Annotated in this window: 15 protein-coding genes; all 15 read right to left on the bottom strand. The window is 53.7% G+C overall.

Going from position 1 to position 17,225, the window contains the following annotated elements:
• Positions 1–47: 47 nt before the first annotated feature.
• The 15 genes from flhE to flhD all read right to left on the bottom strand — a co-directional run bounded on the left by flhE (position 48) and on the right by flhD (position 16,325).
• Entirely contained in the window at positions 48–440 is a 393-nt protein-coding gene (flhE, locus tag PAGR_RS09630) for a flagellar protein FlhE (RefSeq protein WP_014605662.1), read from the bottom strand.
• Entirely contained in the window at positions 437–2,530 is a 2,094-nt protein-coding gene (gene flhA, locus PAGR_RS09625; RefSeq protein ID WP_014593902.1) for a flagellar biosynthesis protein FlhA, read from the bottom strand. Before flhA ends, flhE begins: the two co-directional genes overlap by 4 nt.
• Positions 2,523–3,674: a flagellar biosynthesis protein FlhB gene (gene flhB, locus PAGR_RS09620; RefSeq protein ID WP_014605661.1), complete on the bottom strand. Its 1,152-nt coding sequence runs from the start codon at positions 3,672–3,674 to the stop codon at positions 2,523–2,525. The genes flhA and flhB overlap by 8 nt, the downstream gene beginning before the upstream one ends.
• 202 nt (positions 3,675–3,876) lie before the next feature.
• A complete protein-coding gene (cheZ, locus tag PAGR_RS09615) occupies positions 3,877–4,518 on the bottom strand; it encodes a protein phosphatase CheZ (protein ID WP_014593904.1) in 642 nt (213 codons plus the stop codon).
• A gap of 9 nt (positions 4,519–4,527) precedes the next feature.
• Positions 4,528–4,917, bottom strand: coding sequence for a chemotaxis response regulator CheY (gene cheY, locus PAGR_RS09610; RefSeq protein ID WP_013026101.1), 390 nt, complete (start codon positions 4,915–4,917; stop codon positions 4,528–4,530).
• A 40-nt stretch (positions 4,918–4,957) separates the two neighbouring features.
• The gene (locus tag PAGR_RS09605) at positions 4,958–6,007 is read right to left on the bottom strand and encodes a protein-glutamate methylesterase/protein-glutamine glutaminase (RefSeq protein WP_014605660.1); all 1,050 of its coding nucleotides are present in this window, start codon (positions 6,005–6,007) and stop codon (positions 4,958–4,960) included.
• Positions 6,007–6,879 (bottom strand): protein-glutamate O-methyltransferase CheR, encoded by an 873-nt coding sequence (gene cheR, locus PAGR_RS09600; protein ID WP_013026103.1) that lies wholly within the window; start codon positions 6,877–6,879, stop codon positions 6,007–6,009. The genes PAGR_RS09605 and cheR overlap by 1 nt, the downstream gene beginning before the upstream one ends.
• Before the next feature lie 82 nt (positions 6,880–6,961).
• On the bottom strand, positions 6,962–8,638 hold the full coding sequence (locus PAGR_RS09595) for a methyl-accepting chemotaxis protein (protein WP_014605659.1): 1,677 nt from the start codon (positions 8,636–8,638) through the stop codon (positions 6,962–6,964).
• A gap of 111 nt (positions 8,639–8,749) precedes the next feature.
• Positions 8,750–10,312: a methyl-accepting chemotaxis protein gene (locus PAGR_RS24440; protein ID WP_014605658.1), complete on the bottom strand. Its 1,563-nt coding sequence runs from the start codon at positions 10,310–10,312 to the stop codon at positions 8,750–8,752.
• Positions 10,313–10,580: 268 nt separating this feature from the next.
• A complete protein-coding gene (gene cheW, locus PAGR_RS09585) occupies positions 10,581–11,078 on the bottom strand; it encodes a chemotaxis protein CheW (protein WP_013026106.1) in 498 nt (165 codons plus the stop codon).
• A gap of 23 nt (positions 11,079–11,101) precedes the next feature.
• Positions 11,102–13,096 carry a chemotaxis protein CheA gene (gene cheA / locus PAGR_RS09580; protein ID WP_029568857.1) on the bottom strand — a complete coding sequence of 665 codons (1,995 nt, stop codon included), beginning with the start codon at positions 13,094–13,096 and terminating at the stop codon, positions 11,102–11,104.
• Between the two features lie 11 nt (positions 13,097–13,107).
• Positions 13,108–14,382, bottom strand: a complete 1,275-nt coding sequence (gene motB / locus PAGR_RS09575) for a flagellar motor protein MotB (RefSeq protein WP_014605656.1) — start codon at positions 14,380–14,382, stop codon at positions 13,108–13,110.
• Positions 14,379–15,266: a flagellar motor stator protein MotA gene (gene motA / locus PAGR_RS09570; RefSeq protein ID WP_006120238.1), complete on the bottom strand. Its 888-nt coding sequence runs from the start codon at positions 15,264–15,266 to the stop codon at positions 14,379–14,381. The genes motB and motA overlap by 4 nt, the downstream gene beginning before the upstream one ends.
• 130 nt (positions 15,267–15,396) lie before the next feature.
• Positions 15,397–15,975 carry a flagellar transcriptional regulator FlhC gene (gene flhC / locus PAGR_RS09565; RefSeq protein WP_013026109.1) on the bottom strand — a complete coding sequence of 193 codons (579 nt, stop codon included), beginning with the start codon at positions 15,973–15,975 and terminating at the stop codon, positions 15,397–15,399.
• Positions 15,975–16,325 (bottom strand): flagellar transcriptional regulator FlhD, encoded by a 351-nt coding sequence (gene flhD / locus PAGR_RS09560; protein ID WP_006120236.1) that lies wholly within the window; start codon positions 16,323–16,325, stop codon positions 15,975–15,977. Before flhD ends, flhC begins: the two co-directional genes overlap by 1 nt.
• Positions 16,326–17,225: the final 900 nt, after the last annotated feature.

The raw sequence follows: 17,225 nt of genomic DNA, 5'->3' as shown, positions 1-17,225 counted from the left end.
GCCTGCACGATCGCTGCCGGTCTGTCTTAACAATGAAATAATCAGGCTTACTGGTAATTAACCGTCACGTCTGTGCTGACCACTTTCAGCCCGGGCGGTAAGCTGCCGCTTCCAGCGAAACCAAACACCATATGCAATGTTTCATCCGCGGTCACGCCGGTCAGACCCCGCGTCGCGCCGTTGGCACCGTCCAGTTCGGTACAGCGCTGCGCCGCACAAAGCCGGACCTGCAGGCCCGATGGCGCAGGCCGGGTGAGCTGATAGCGCCAGTTCACCACAGTCATTACCCCTTTTACGTCGCCCGGCGGCGTTAAGGGCAGTGAGGATTGCCAGCTACCGCGATTGGCCATCAGCGGGCCCGCCGCGCTGGCGCTCCAGGCGCCGTCAGCGGCCTGGGCAGACAGCGGCAGGAGCAGTGCAAACAGCATCATCGATCTCATTGTTTGCCTCCGATGGTGGCGGTCATGCGAATCTGACGATTGTCGCTTAATTCCATGTTGGACAGCACCACCAGCTGCGGCATGTTGCGACGCAGGAAGCGCGCCAGTAACGCACGTAATGGATGGTTTACCAGTAAGACCGGCGGCGCGCCCATCATCTCCTGACGCTGTAAGGCTTCCTGCGTCTGGGCCAGCAGACGATCGGCAAGGCCCGGCTCCAGCCCACCACCGCCCTGCAGAGCCTGCAGTAACAGGCGCTCCAGCGTAGCATCCAGGCCAATAACCTGAACTTCACCGTTGCCCGGGAACCATTGTTGGGTGATTGCGCGACCTAACGCGACACGCACCACGCTGGTCAACTCCTGCGGATCGCTTTGAACCGGCGCGTGCTCTGCCAGCGTTTCAATGATGGTGCGCATGTCGCGAATAGAGACGCGCTCCACCAGCAGGTTTTGCAGCACTTTATGCAGGGTTGTCAGGGTAATGACGCCCGGCACCAGATCTTCAGTCAGTTTAGGCATTTCAGACGAGACGCGATCTAGCAGCTGTTGCGCCTCCTGGCGACCAAACAGCTCGCTGGCATACTGACCTATCAGATGATTAAGATGGGTTGCCACCACCGTACTGGCTTCGACCACGGTAAAGCCCTGGATCTGGGCCTGCTCTTTCAGCGCGCCATCAATCCACACGGCCGCCAGGCCAAACGCCGGATCGACGGTGGCTTCACCCGGCAAGGTGCCCGCTGCGGTGCCGGGGTTAATCGCCATCCAGCGCCCCGGATACGCGTCACCACTGCCAATTTCTACGCCCTTCATCAAAATGCGATAGCGGGCCGGCGGTAATTCCATATTGTCACGGATATGCACCACCGGTGGCAGGAAGCCGACGTCCTGCGCCACCTTCTTACGGATACTGCGGATACGCCCCAGCAGTTCACCGTTTTGATTATGGTCGACCATCGGAATCAGGCGATAGCCCACTTCCATTCCCAGGGTATCTTCCAGCTGTACATCGGTCCAGGACGCTTCGGCCGATGCGGGTGTTTCCATAGATTTGGTGAGGCTGCTGGGTGATTCGACACTCTTTTTCGGCTGCATTTCGCGGCCGCGTAACCACCATGCCAGCCCCAGTAAGGCCGCCGTAAACAGCAGGAAAACGAAGTTCGGCATGCCCGGCACCAGGCCCAGCAATCCGATTACGCCGCCGCTCAGCATCAGTACGCGAGGATCTTTAAACAGCTGGCCAACCATCTGCTCGCCGACGTCCTGATCGGTTGCCACGCGCGTCACAATAACACCCGCCGCAGTCGAGATAACCAGCGCCGGGATCTGAGCAACCAGACCATCACCGATAGTCAGCAACGTATAGGTTTCTGCCGCATGACCTGCATCCATGCCGTGCTGCACGATACCGACCAACAGCCCGCCAATCACGTTGATTACCATGATCAAAATGCCGGCGATGGCATCACCACGTACGAACTTACTGGCACCGTCCATTGAACCGTAGAAGTCGGCTTCCTGGGTGACTTCAGCACGGCGGCGTTTCGCTTCATCTTCACCGATCAGACCGGCATTCAGGTCGGCGTCGATGGCCATCTGCTTACCGGGCATCCCGTCAAGAACAAAGCGCGCGCCCACTTCAGCGATACGGCCGGCACCTTTGGTGATAACCATAAAGTTGATAATCACCAGGATGATAAACACCACAATACCGATGGCAAAGTTGCCCCCGACCAGGAAGTGGCCAAAGGCTTCCACCACCCGTCCGGCGGCGGCGGCCCCGGTGTGGCCGTCCAGTAAAATGATACGGGTTGAGGCAACGTTAAGCGCCAGGCGCAGCAAGGTCGAAAACAGCAGGATGGTTGGAAACGCCGCAAACTCCAGCGTGCGCTGGGTAAACATCGCCACCAGCAGCACCATGATCGACAAGGCGATGTTGAAGGTGAACAACAGATCAAGGATGAATGGCGGTAACGGCAGAACCATCATCGATAAAATCATGATGATCAGTACCGGGCCAGCAAGCACCTGCCACTGCATATCTTTGAAGTTGCCCGGTAGGCGTAATTTAGCGGCCAGATTAGCCATCGTTTGTGTTCTCTCCTGCAAAGTCCATCTCTGCCGGGACCGGCAGGTCTTTAGGTTTTACCGGGATCAGGCCGCCTTCGCGCTTCCAGCGACGTAGCTGCCAGACCCAGGCCAGCACTTCCGCGACGGCGCCATAGAGCGCACCCGGAATGTGTTGTCCAATTTCAGTATGTCGGTACAGCGCACGCGCCAGTGGCGGCGCTTCCAGAACCGGAATACGGTGTTCCGCGCCCAGTTCACGAATGCGTAAGGCAATATCCCCTGCGCCCTTGGCGATGACCTTCGGCGCGCTCATCTTTTTCTCGTTATATTGCAAGGCAACCGAGTAGTGCGTTGGGTTGGTGACGATAACATCGGCTTTGGGAACATCGGCCATCATGCGACGTCGGGCGGCTGCGCGCATCTGCTGGCGGATGCGCCCTTTCACGTGCGGATCACCCTCTTGCTGTTTGTGTTCATCACGAATTTCCTGACGCGACATGCGCAGCTTTTTAAAATGGCTGTACAGTTGCCAGAAAACGTCATAGCCCACCATGGGGATCAACCCGAGCATGACCAGCGAGCAGCAGATGGCAATCATATCCATGCCGTGAATCAGTGCCGTTGTCGGTGATTCGGCAATCAGACGCAGCATATCGGGCCAGTGGCTCCAGACGTACCAGCCTGCAACACAACCGACCAGAATAGTCTTCAGGATGCCTTTAAACAGTTCGGTCCAGGCCTGAGCGGCAAACATACGCTTTAAACCAGACAGCGGGTTCAGTTTGCCAAAATCGACCTTAATGGATTTTCCACTGATCACCACGCCGCCCAGCAGCATTGGCGAGGCAATCGCGACCAGAACCAGCCCGCCCAGCAGCGGGAGCAGCGCCGCAATGGCCTGCATAATCAGATTGCCCACATGCGCAATGATGATTTTGTCATCGGTCACCATGGCATGGTCAAATCGTAATCCGGTTGACACCATCGCGGCCAGCCGGTGGGCCATCATGGCACCGCCGACCCATAAAATCATGATGCCGGCTAACAGCATCAGTAATGAGGTCAACTCGCGCGAACGCGGAATCTGGCCTTCTTCACGTGCTTTCTCAAGTCGGTGGGCCGTGGGCGATTCTGTTTTTTCTTCGTCGCTATTTTCTGACACCACAAACCTCGGTTGGCAGGAATTCTGAGCATAGAATGCCAAATTTGGGTTTGGTTAAAGCGTGGATAAAACGTGAAAAATGCGCGCTCTTTCACGGATGGCAAAAGAGAAAAGAGAAGTGGCCTGTCAGAAACAGGCCATCTTAGAAGGGGCGGCAATCGCCAACCGTTAACGGATCGGCGATGACCAGACAGACTCGCGGTTAGAAACCCAGGCTGTCCAGCAGGTCATCAACCTGGTCCTGATTCGCCACGACGCCCGGCGCAGCAGCGTTTACCTGCGGGCCATTGAGCAGCGTTGTGCCAACCTGACGTTTCTCGGCGCTCACTTCTGGCATGTTTTCCAGCAGCACCATCAACAGCTGGCGCTCGATCTCCTGGATCACATCCATCATGCGCTTGATGACCTGACCAGTAAGGTCCTGGAAATCCTGCGCCATCATGATGTCGAGCAACTGCTTGTTAGTAAAAGAGGTGTGCGTAGGCACTTCCCCTAAATACTCACGCGTATCCGTCACCAGCTCCCGCGCGTCGGCAAGTTCAATTGGATTTTCAAACCACGCATCCCAGCGTCCTTTCAGCGCAATCGCGCCCGCTTCCATTTTGTCCTGGTGCGGTTGCGCTGCTTCGACGCTGTTCAGCGCCCTGTCGGCCGCCTGAGCGGTCTTTTGCACTACATAGTCCAGACGGTCGCGGGCGTCAGGAATGGCTTCAGCAGCTTCTGCAATGGCCTGATCCAGCCCCAGCTCACGCAGACTGTCACGCAGCATGCGGGTCAGTGAACCGATGCGGGAAATGATATCGTGTGCCGCGGCTTGCTCAGCTGATTTCGGAAGGTCGCTCATCACATCTCCTTACATACCCAGTTTTTCAAAAATTTTGCCCAGCTTTTCTTCAAGCGTGGCTGCAGTAAACGGCTTGACTACATAGCCGCTTGCACCCGCCTGAGCGGCAGCAATAATGTTTTCTTTCTTCGCTTCTGCCGTCACCATTAAAACTGGCAGGCTCGCCATGGCAGCATCGGCACGAATAGTCTGCAGCAGTTGCAGGCCATCCATATTTGGCATGTTCCAGTCAGAGATAACGAAATCGAAACCACCTGCTTTCAGCTTGCCTAGCGCATCAACGCCGTCTTCCGCTTCTTCTACGTTATTGAAACCAAGCTCTTTCAGCAGGTTACGTACAATACGACGCATCGTATTGAAGTCGTCCACTACCAAAAAGCGCATGTTTTTATCAGCCATATCTACTCCTGTGTTATCTCGCCCGGCAGGACGGGCCTGGTTATATACGCAATGCCTGTCCGGCGCTAATTTTCGCCAGCATGTGCTGGCTGATGTTGCTTAAATCTACTACTTCGCTCACGCCGCCGCTGGCTATCGCCTCGCGTGGCATGCCAAAAACGACACAACTTGCTTCATTTTGCGCGATGGTCCAGGCGCCGGCACGATGCATTTCCAGCATGCCTGCTGCCCCATCGTTACCCATACCGGTCAGGATGACGCCGACGGCATTACGCCCGGCGTTAATCGCAACCGATTTAAACAAGACATCCACTGAAGGTTTATGCCGGTTAACCGGGGGGCCTTCATTCAGCTTCACCACGTAGTTCGCCCCGCTGCGCCCCAGTTCCATGTGCATTGCGCCAGGCGCAATGTAGGCATGGCCGGGAAGAATACGCTCGCCATCTTCCGCTTCTTTCACCGTTATCTGGCATAGCTTGTTCAGCCGCTCGGCAAATGATCGGGTAAAGCCCGGTGGCATATGTTGCGTAATCAGCAGTGCCGGACTGGTGGCCGGTAACGGCTGTAAAACGTGGCGAATCGCCTCTGTGCCACCGGTTGATGAACCAATGGCAATCAACTTTTCACTACTCAGCAACGGGCCGGCTTTCAGCGTGACCGGCGCGGGCATAACGTTACGAACATGCAGGCGCGCCCGGGCCGCCGCGCGAATTTTGTCGCCAATCATCTGGCTGTAGGCCAGCATGCCTTCACGAATACCTAACTGCGGCTTCGTCACGAAATCGATCGCACCTAACTCCAGCGCGCGCAGCGTGATTTCGGAGCCCTGTCCCGTCAGGGATGACACCATGACCACGGGCATGGGCCGTAAACGCATCAGTTTTTCAAGAAAGTCCAGGCCGTCCATGCGCGGCATTTCAACATCCAGCGTTAACACCTGCGGATTAAACTGTTTAATCAGATCGCGTGCCACTAACGGATCCGGGGCCGTAGCCACCATTTCCATATCAGGATGACTGTTGATGATTTCGGTCATCAGTTGCCGCATCAGCGCAGAGTCATCTACGCACATCACGGTAATTTTGCTCATCATCTTTCCTTCGTCAGTCCATACACGGTTTGCCCACGCAGCCAAAACTCTTTACTAATCTGGCTGAAGTTCTCTGAGTGTCCGGCAAAGAGAATGCCGCCGGGCTTAAGCAGAGGAACAAAACGACGTAGAATTTTTTCTTGTGTTTCTTTATCGAAATAGATCATTACGTTGCGGCAGAAGATCGCATCGAACGGTCCCGGTAAGGCCCAGTCATTTGCCAGCAGGTTAAGCTGGGTATAGTTCACCATGTTCGCCAGTTCGGAACGGACACGAACCATGCCAGCATGTGGACCTGTACCGCGTAAAAAGAAACGCTGTAACTGCGCGGGCGACAGCGTACGCAGCTCTTCCTGGCGGTAAACACCCGCCACGGCTTTCTCCAAAACCTGGGTATCGATATCGCTGGCATGTACCTGGAATTTACCCGGTCCCATGCCTAAGGTTTCAGCCAACGTAATCGCGATAGAGTAAGGTTCTTCGCCGGTGGACGCTGCCGTACTCCAGACGCTAAAATTTCCCTGACGTTTACGTGCATGCTCCGCAAGGATTGGAAAATGATGCGCCTCGCGGAAAAACGCTGTCAGGTTAGTGGTTAACGCATTAATAAACGCCTGCCACTCAGCACTGTTTGGATCATTTTCCAGCAGGGCCAGATAGCGACCAAAATCATCGATATTCAGCGTGCGCAGACGACGAACCAGACGGTTGTAAACCATCTCGCGCTTGTGATCGGCCAGCACGATACCTGCACGCTGATAGATGAGCTGGCTGATACGGCGAAAATGGGTATCGGACAGGGGCAGACGCTGCACCATTTGTGACAGCAGCGTCGTCGCTTCCGGTTGATCTAATAACGTCGATTTCTTCATCTTTGCACCTGGCCTGAACTAAACCTGTTGAACATCTGCTGCTACGCCCAACCGCGTCTCAGCGGCTGGGCCATCCAGGCAATTAAAAGGTTTCCCAGTTCTCATCACCGCGCGGTGATGGCTGGCGAATGCCTTCTGACGGACTTTCTAAACGTAAATTTTTTGCCGCCGTAGTCTTGTTAACGGCCTGCGTGACAATTTCTTTACCAATATTGAAGGCAGAAACCGCTTGTTTTAAGTTACTGGCCTGATCTTCCAGCGCCGCGGCGGCTGCAGCAGACTCTTCCACCAGCGAGGCGTTCTGTTGTGTTACGCGATCCATCTCGGTCACCGCCTGACCGACCTGGTCGATACCACGGCTCTGTTCGTCCGACGCAGAAGCAATTTCACCCATGATGTCGGTCACGCGCGTCACCGCACTGACGATCTCATTCATGGTATCGCCCGCGCTCTCAACCAGCACTGAGCCGGTGTTAACGCGACCAACGGAGTCTTCAATCAGGCCTTTAATCTCTTTTGCCGCCTGTGCGCTGCGCTGGGCCAGGTTACGAACCTCACCAGCTACCACGGCAAAGCCTCGTCCCTGTTCGCCAGCTCGCGCGGCTTCAACCGCTGCGTTCAACGCCAGAATGTTGGTCTGGAAAGCGATACCATCAATGACGCTGATAATGTCCGCAATTTTCCGTGAGCTGCCGGCAATTTCTTTCATGGTCGTGACCACGCCATCAACGACTTTGCCGCCCTGCTGCGCGGTTTCAGAGGCATTCAGCGCCAGCTTTGAAGCCTGACGGGCATTTTCCGCATTTTGTTTTACGGTCGCGGTAAGTTCTTCCATGCTGGCCGCCGTTTGCTCCAGCGATGCCGCCTGCTGTTCGGTTCGGGAAGAAAGATCGTTATTACCGACGGCGATTTCGCTGGCCCCGGTATAAATTGCATCTGCGCCGTCTCGCACGGTGCTGACGGTGCGCACCAGAGAACGTTGCATGTCCTGCAGCGAGGTCAGCAGATCGCCAATTTCATTACGTACGCTAATGTTGATGGGCTGCGTGAGATCGCCGCCTGCGATGTGCTGAATATGTTCAATGCTCTCTTTGAGCGGTCGAATAAGCAGGCTGCGCATCAGATTCCAGACCAGCACAATCACCAACAGCGTGACCAACAGCGTCCCTACAACCAGCATAATCATGCGTTGATAGGCGGCATTGTTGGCATCCACGCCCTGCTGACTGAGTTGAAGGTTGTAGTTAAGCCAGGCATCGTAGTCTTTCTGGAATTTGTCCTGATAGCTCTGCGTCGGCTGGTCTACAAACCCTTTAAAGTTACCGTTGCCAAGAAATACGATCAGTTCCGCGAGTCCGTCATGGAATTGCTTATAGTTTGCCTGCAGCGTCAGTACGTTTTCTGCACTTTTGCCTTTCTCAGAAAGATTGGCATTGAACATGGCATAGCCTTCTTCCGCACGCTTTAATTCACTATCTGCCAGCGCCACCAGCTCTTTAACGGTGGCACCTGAGCCGGCCATTTGCCCATCCTGCAAATAACGGATCCCGGCGCGGTTTAAGGTATTTCGCGCCTGTACCAGTGCGACCCAAGAGGTGCCCATGGCGCGTTGAAGCGTACTCAGACGTTGGTTATAGGCAAAATTTTCTTTATCTTCTGTCACCGTCTTATAGAACACGCCACCCGAAAAAATTTGCAGTAGCGCGAACAGTGCCAATACACAGAGAAGACCGGAGACAACACGTACTCGACTAAACATAGAAACCTCATTCATTAGCAATTCGATTCTGTTTATCGGCCCGGACGTGCGGAACTTTACGGCCAGCGTGAAGACAGGTTCACGCTGGCCGTAAAAAGAGGTTGGGAAAACTTAAACGCGCGAGATTTTAAAGACGGATACGGCCTGGGACAGGGCGCTGGCCTGTTGCTCCAGCGCGGCGGCCGCGGCGGCTGACTCTTCGACCAGCGAGGCGTTCTGCTGTGTCACGCGATCCATTTCCGTTACGGCCTGGCCCACCTGATCGATGCCGCGACTTTGCTCGTCAGATGCAGAAGCGATTTCGCCCATGATATCTGTCACGCGTGTTACCGCGCCCACGATGTTATTCATGGTGCTGCCCGCGCTTTCAACCTGAAGCGAGCCGCTGTTAACGCGCGCCACTGAATCTTCGATTAACCCTTTGATCTCTTTTGCTGCCTGAGCACTGCGCTGTGCCAGACTGCGGACTTCACCCGCCACCACGGCAAAGCCACGGCCCTGCTCACCGGCACGCGCCGCTTCTACGGCAGCGTTAAGCGCCAGAATATTGGTCTGGAAAGCAATGCCGTCGATAACGCTGATAATGTCTGCGATTTTCTTCGAACTGCCGGCAATTTCCTGCATGGTGGTCACCACGCCATCCACCACTTTACCGCCCTGCAGCGCGGTTTCGGATGCGGTTTGTGCCAGTTGAGAAGCCTGACGTGCGTTATCTGCGTTCTGTTTTACCGTCGCCGTTAACTGCTCCATGCTGGCTGCCGTTTGTTCAAGCGAAGCTGCCTGCTCTTCCGTACGCGCAGACAGATCGTTATTCCCGGCCGCGATTTCACTGGCGCCGGTGAAAATGGCATCACACCCGCTGCGAACCTCACCCACGGTCGATACCAACGAATGCTGCATCTCGTGGATACCGGCGGCCAGTTGGCTCATCTCATTGCGGCCTTCCACCAGAATGGGTTGCGTCAGGTCGCCAGAAGCAATGGTGCGAATATCCACCAGCAGACGTTGAAGCGGTTGAATCAAGAGCTGACGCAGTCCAAACCAGCAGCCCAGAATAACCACAATCACCAGCACGCCCACCATGCCGAGCATCCACATCATCTGCGTGAAGGCCTGTTGATTCTGCTCTGCGCCGTGTGCGGACAGTTCGCTTTGCTTCAGGCGCCATGCGGAATAGGTGGCCTGCATCGCCTGCTGCTTCTGTTCAATATTTTGTTTAAACATGCCTTCCAGATCTTTCGCTTTCAGGCTGGCGATCATGCCGCGCAGACCGGTCAGATAGGCCTTAAAATCGTTTTGCAGTCGATCGCGCATTTCCGTATCTGCGCCCGGTGTTTCCGGAATCGCGTTAAATTCTGCCAGGTACTGCTCACCTTTATTCGCCTCGTTAACGGCTTTCTCTGTCAGGCTGTCCAGCTGGCCGCCGTTCATTTGAGACGCCAGGCTGGTTTGCAGGCGCAACATTGCGCGGTTGAGGGTGGTACGAGACTGGTTCAGCGCCATATAGGCATCGGTCATCGCCGCAACGTTCCGGGTGGAAATTTGTGACAGCGCAAAGGCCTCTTTATCATTATTCAGCGCTGACCAGAACAGGCTGCCTGACAGCAGCTGCATGGCACCGAAAAGCATCAGTACCGCGATAAGACTGGTCACGACTTTTATTCGTTTTAACATCTTTTTCCCCGAGCATAAAAAGTAAAGTGCAGGGGCTGTATCGGCGGGAAAGAGAGAGGGTTTAGTCAACTTCAGTGAAAAAGCGGCAATTAGGGCTTTTGTAATTATTGATATCAGCTGAGGGTGTTTTTTAGTGGCCCAGGTCACAGACAACAGGGGAAAAATGAGAGGTGGAAGCGATGCGTGGGTTAAGCGGATCACACTGATTCAGGCTGTACACAAGACACAGAACCTCACGGGCCAGCCTGGACTGACCCGTGAAGAAGGATTATGCCGTACGCAGGTTGTCGACCAGCGCCATCTCTTCGCTGCTCAGCAGCTTCTCGATGTCAACCAGAATCAACATGCGGTCGCCGAGCGCACCCAGACCGGTGAGGTACTCGGTGGACATTGTCACGGCAAACTCAGGTGAAGGACGGATCTGTTCCTGCGTCAACGACAGCACGTCAGACACGCCATCAACCACGATACCGACGACGCGGTTTTCCAGATTAAGAACGATTACGACCGTATTCTCATTGTACTCAACGTCTGCCTGTGCAAATTTCACACGCAGATCGATGATAGGCACAATCACGCCACGCAGGTTCGTTACGCCGCGAATAAAATCCGGCGTGTTGGCAATGCGGGTTACCTGATCGTAACCACGAATTTCCTGAACCTTAAGAATATCGATGCCGTACTCTTCATCACCCAGCGTGAACACCAGGAACTCCTGGCCCACGGTTTCGCCAGCAATTTTTGTCACGGTTGCCATTCCACTCATGTTATTTACCCTTTCGTTATCAATCAGGCGGCAGCGCCGGCCACACGTTTTTCACGGTTAAGTGACTGCAACGCCGAAACGTCAACAATCAGCGCCACGCTGCCATCGCCGAGGATGGTGGCGGCTGAAATCCCTGGTACTTTGCGATAGTTGCTTTCCAGGTTTTTAACAACAACCTGATGCTGACCAATTAACTGGTCTACCAACAGGGCGTAGCGTTTGCCCGCGCTTTGCAAAATGACCACGATGCCCTGTGTCGCTTCTGTTTTGGCATCTTTCACATCAAAGACGTTCCACAGTTCAACCAGCGGCAGATATTCGCCACGGACTTCCAGAACACATTCGCCACCCGCCAGCGGTTTCAATTCTTCTGCGCGAGGCTGCAATGATTCCATCACCGCATTCAGCGGCAGAATAAAGACTTCATCCGCGACGCGTACAGACATGCCATCAAGGATGGCCAGCGTCAGCGGCAGCAGGATACGGATTGTGGTGCCTTTGCCCTGTTTAGAGGCAATTTCGACATGACCACCCATTTCCTGGATATTCCGTTTCACAACGTCCATGCCCACGCCGCGGCCGGACACATCCGTGACCTGTTCTGCGGTGGAGAAGCCTGGCGCGAAAATCAACATGCCGACTTCTTCGTCGCTCATGTTTTCATGAACCGGTAGACCGGATGACAGTGCTTTAGCAAGAATACGCTCACGGTTGAGGCCCGCACCGTCATCGGAGACTTCGATACAGATGTTGCCGCCCTGATGTTCTGCGGACAGCGTCAGGTTGCCCGTCGCGACTTTTCCTGCGGCAATACGCTTATCAGGCGATTCAATGCCGTGGTCCAGGCTGTTACGCACCAGGTGCGTTAACGGATCGATAATGCGTTCAATCAGGCTCTTATCCAGTTCGGTCGAGCTGCCGAGTAAGGTCAGTTCGACTTCTTTGCCCAGTTTACTGGCCAGATCGCGAACCAGACGCGGGAAGCGGCTGAATACGTATTCCATCGGCATCATACGAATCGACATCACCGACTCTTGCAGGTCACGCGCATTACGCTCCAGCTGGCCCATGCTGTTCAGCAGCTCGCCGTGCGCCACCGGATCCAGTTCGCCAGAGCGCTGTGCCAGCATTGACTGCGTGATCACCAGCTCACCCACCAGGTTAATCAGCTGATCGACCTTCTCAACGGCAACACGGATGCTGCTGGATTCGCTGGTCTTCGCCGGTGCGGCAACGCGCTTGCTTTCGCGTTTGGCTGCGGCAACGGGCAATTCGGTAACGGTCGCGGTCTGTACTTCGGCCACCTCAGGCTCAGCGGCGCGCGCTGTCGCGGCTGGGGCTGCGTCGCCCGCCTCCGGGAAGCGAATCTGGGATTCATCAATCACAAAACAGAGCACGGCGACGATATCGTCTTTGCCAACGCCCGTAATGTGGCACTCAAGCGAGTTGCTGCCTTTCTTGACATCGCTGATTGTGCCGAGGTTACCCAGCTCTTCCAGCATCAAATCAATGTCTTTTTCTTTCAGATCGACCAGTTGCAGATGAACGCCATCGGCGCCTGCTTGCGCGGACTCTGCCTGACTGACCGGTGCATCAAGGGCAACCACCACCGGCGCTTCAACCGGCAGACCTTTAGCCTCTAACGCCAGCTGGCGTAATGCTTCACAGATATACTTGAAGCTTTCCGCGTTAGGCTCTTGCGCGGTTTTATAAGCATCGAGCTGTTCCTGCATAATATCTTTAGTTTCCAAAAACAGATTGATGATGTCGGTGCTGAGCTGCATTTCGCCGCGACGAGCACCATCCAGAATGTTTTCCAGGATATGGGTTGTTTCCTGTAAAACCGTAAAACCAAAGGTTCCTGCCCCGCCTTTAATGGAGTGGGCGGCGCGGAAGATGGCGTTAAGCTGTTCAGAGTCAGGTTCCTGGGGATCGAGTCCCAACAGGTGTTGCTCCATATCCGCTAACAGCTCATCGGCTTCATCAAAAAACGTCTGGTAAAAATCGCTGATGTCCATGCTCACGGGAATCACCTCTGCTGTGAGGGGGCTGCTGTAGTGACCGCACCAGCCGACGAAGCTGACGGCGCGGAGGTTGTTTTAACCGCACCAGCCGATGACGCTGGCGGTGCAGAGGTTACTGTTATCACCGTACCCGTCGATAAGGCTGACGGCGCGGGAGATACGGTTGTTACCGCACCAGTCGAAGACGCTGGTTGTGCGGACGTTGCTGTTTTCACCGCACCCGCTGAAGACGCGGGCTGCGTGGAAGTGCCTGTTTTCACTGTGCCTTTCGCCGGGGCGGACGGCGAAGACGCTGTCGTTTTCATCGCACCGCCTGCCGAGGCGGACGGTGCTGAGGTTGCGGTTTTCACTGCACCCGCTTTATCTGCTGCTGTACCGATGGAGGCTGAAGGTTCGGTAATTTTCTCAAACGCAGCCGGATCGCTAACCTGCACGGCATCACTTTCAGCATTCTCTTTTTCAATGGCGGCTTCGGTATCGTGGTTCAACACCAGCAAACTAATACGGCGGTTCACGGCATCATCCCCCCCGCGGTTTTTCAGTTTCATCGTGTCAGCCATGCCGACAATACGAAGAATCTTTCCACCATCCAGCCCGCCAATCACCAGTTCCCGACGTGACGCATTGGCGCGGTCAGCAGAGAGCTCCCAGTTGCTGTAGCCTTTATCACCACCGGCGTACTGAATATCATCCGTATGCCCCGCGATACTGATTCGGTTTGGGATGTCGTTCAGAACCGGGGCAATCGCGCGCAAAATGTCGCGCATATAAGGTTCAACTTCTGCGCTGCCGGTTTTAAACATTGGGCGATTCTGACTGTCGATAATCTGAATACGCAGCCCCTCTTCCACCATGTTGATGATCAAATGCGGACGCAGTGCTTTCAGGCGCGGGTCGGCTTCAATCAGCTGGTCGAGCTTTTCACGTAACCGGTTGAGGCGAATCTCATCCAGCTTGCGTTTCTGCGCATCCATATCCACAACCTTCTTAACTTCACCCTCTTTCTTCGTTGGGTCGTCACCGCCACCCGGGATAGGGCTGCTGCTGTCGCTGCTGCGTTGTCCCCCCGTCAGCGCCACTTTTAAGGGCGTCTGAAAATATTCCGCTATCTGAATCAACTGCTGTGGGCTGGCGATCGACAGCAGCCACATCACCATAAAAAATGCCATCATCGCCGTCATGAAGTCGGCATAAGCGATTTTCCATGAACCATGCCCTCCTTCATGTTTCTTATGTTTGCGCTTTCTAATCAGCACAATTGGGCGATTGCCATGTTTCATGAGGTCTGGTCCGAAGTCTGTTTAGCCGGGTTCTTCGCGTTGCGTACGTGCTCTTCCAGTTCACTGAACGAAGGACGCTCGGCGGAGTAAAGCGTTTTACGGCCAAACTCGACGGCGATTTGTGGCGCATAGCCGTTCAGGCTTGAAAGCAGCGTCACTTTTACGCACTGCATCATCTTGGTTGTTTCTGCACATTTCTGACGTAACACTGACGCCAGCGGCGAAATAAAACCGTATGCCAGTAAAATCCCGAGGAAGGTTCCCACCATTGCATGGGCAACCAGCGCACCTAACTCTGCGGCTGGGCGGTCGGCTGACGCCAGGGCATGCACTACGCCCATCACCGCGGCGACGATACCGAAAGCTGGCAGACCATCGCCCACTGCTGCGATACTTTGCGCAGGAACTTCACACTCGTGTTCGTAGGTTTCAATCTCTTCATCCATCAATGCTTCGATTTCGAAGGCATTCATGTTGCCACTGACCATAAGGCGTAAATAGTCAGTGATGAAATCTACTAACTGTTTATCGGCTAAGATGCGGGGATAATTAGCAAAAATTTCGCTCTGAGCGGGATCTTCAATATCGCGCTCCAGTGACAACATGCCTTGCTGGCGTGATTTCGCCATCAGGCGATACAGCAGCGCCATCAAATCCATATAGACCGCTTTATTGTATTTCGAGCCACGAAACAGGAGCGGCAGGGCCTTCAGGGTCTTCTTGATCGATTTACCGTTGTTGCCCACCAGAAACGCACCGACGCCCGCCCCGGCGATCATCAGCAGTTCTGCAGGCTGGTAAAGCGCGCCAAGATGGCCGCCCACTAAAGCGTATCCGCCCAACACGGAACCTAATACAACGATGTAACCTAAAATTATCAGCACAAAAAATCCTTACGTCCGTAACGTGTTGGTCGACGTTAAGCCAGAAACCCAGGTGATGTTCACCACGTGGAGGCAAAAAAAAAGCAGCGGGATTAACCGCTGCTGGATGACTTCCACATTGCGAACAAATTTAAACGGCGTGTTTAACCTGTTCATCCAGCAGTTGTGGAAAGATATCGGCAGTATCTGCAGAAAGTTTACGTCTTTTTACGGCACGTGATGGTGGCTGGCACAGGCTGCAGACAAAGCTGCCAACAGGCTGATGTGCATGATTAATAAAGCTGCCGTTGCAGCTTTTACAATCCGATAATTCCAGCATACCGCTTTCGACGAATCGCACCAGGGTCCAGGCGCGTGTCAGCGCCAACAGCGGGCCCTCGTCCGATTGCGGGCACTGCTCAAGATAGAGGCGGTAGGCTTTGATTACCGCATCAATACCTTTGCTCAAACCGGTTTTCAGTAAGAAAGTCCAGGCGTTACAGAACATGGAAGCATGAATATTTTGTTCCCATGTCATGAACCAGTCAGTAGAGAAAGGCAACATGCCTTTAGGTGGTGGACTACCACGCAACTCTTTATACAGTTTAATCAGGCGACCGCGGCTCAGCTGCGTTTCGCTTTCCAGCATTTGTAACCGCGCACCCAGGGTAATCAGCTCCATGGCGAGCTGAATATCGCGCGCTTCCTGAACAATACTTTTTTCACCCATTATACCGCCCTCTTTTTAGTAGGCGCGGCGTCTTTAGACGCGCTGCGTAATAAACGGCTGGATAACAAAATCCCGGTGTGGATCTGTTGCAAATCATCCACGCGAGATTCCTGCGTCAGGCGATTAATAACGGTGCTATCGGTAAAACGAAACTGACACACAAGTTGATTGGTCTCAGCTAATTTTACCATTTCAGGTAAGGTTAATTCTGACAACGCATCTGCCATCTTTTCATCAATCCCGAGGCGAAACATTGCCGAAGCTTTTTCCTGGTTAATTAATCGCTGCGCGAGCAGTAAATATGACAAGTTGATATCGTAAATATGTTTTAGTAATTCAGATGTACCCATTTTTCCATCCTGAGAGACGCGACGTAACTTACCGCAGATAACATCTCTGCGTATCGAGCTGCTGGTTGGTAAATCTAAAGATGGCAAAAATAATTAAACATAAAAGGCAAATGGTTCTGAGTGCTGCTTCTTTTTACGACCCTGTGTTTTGGGTCAGAAGTCAATTTTTTCAGTCCACCTTATTCTTAAGTCTTCAACCTTCTTCCGTGAGGCCTTCATACATTTTTTAAGACTAATCCGAAAACAAGGCAAATCTATATCGTCTGATCCTCACATACAACGACAGTTCAGTGAAATTTTGGATAAAGTGTGACACAGGTCACACTTTTGAGCCTTTTTTCTTCAGAAATACTTTACGATCACATTTTAGCTGTGTGTTTTTTGAGCGAAATTACGTTTTTTTTGTAGGGATTTGTCCTAACCAGGACTTAATTAGCAACAAAACCGCCGCAAAAGCCAAATCAGACCGTTGAGGTCAGGTTTATGTTCACGAATGCAATTTGTACCCTATTTAGAACCATTCAAAACCATAAAAGCAGTGGAATGTGCTGCCAACAGAAACAATTATTTGTTTTTAAATTAGTCAGTTAGCGTTTTACTGCAGAATAAGGGGCAACAGCCATGTCCGGCAGGCGATGGGGATTAGGCGCGTTCTGGCAATCCGTTGTAAAGGGTGACAGCAAGGTGTTTAGAGTGTGATCGTCCATGTAACAAGGAGTTACATTAATAACGTGAATGAATTGCAGGCAAGATAGATTTGTGCACTAAGAGTATCGGCGCGGATCGCCAAAACTTTAGCTTAACCAGGTAAAAATAGTGTTTTGACATTTTAATGGGTCATTTTGACAGCAAAAGTGCCGGAATAGTGTCCTGCCGCGGTACGGGACCGCCTTTGAGTTA

It is taken from the genome of Pantoea ananatis PA13 (assembly GCF_000233595.1).
Lineage (GTDB): Bacteria > Pseudomonadota > Gammaproteobacteria > Enterobacterales > Enterobacteriaceae > Pantoea > Pantoea ananatis.
Note: the sequence above shows the minus strand (reverse complement) of the source record. Positions and strands in the feature narration are given on the sequence as shown.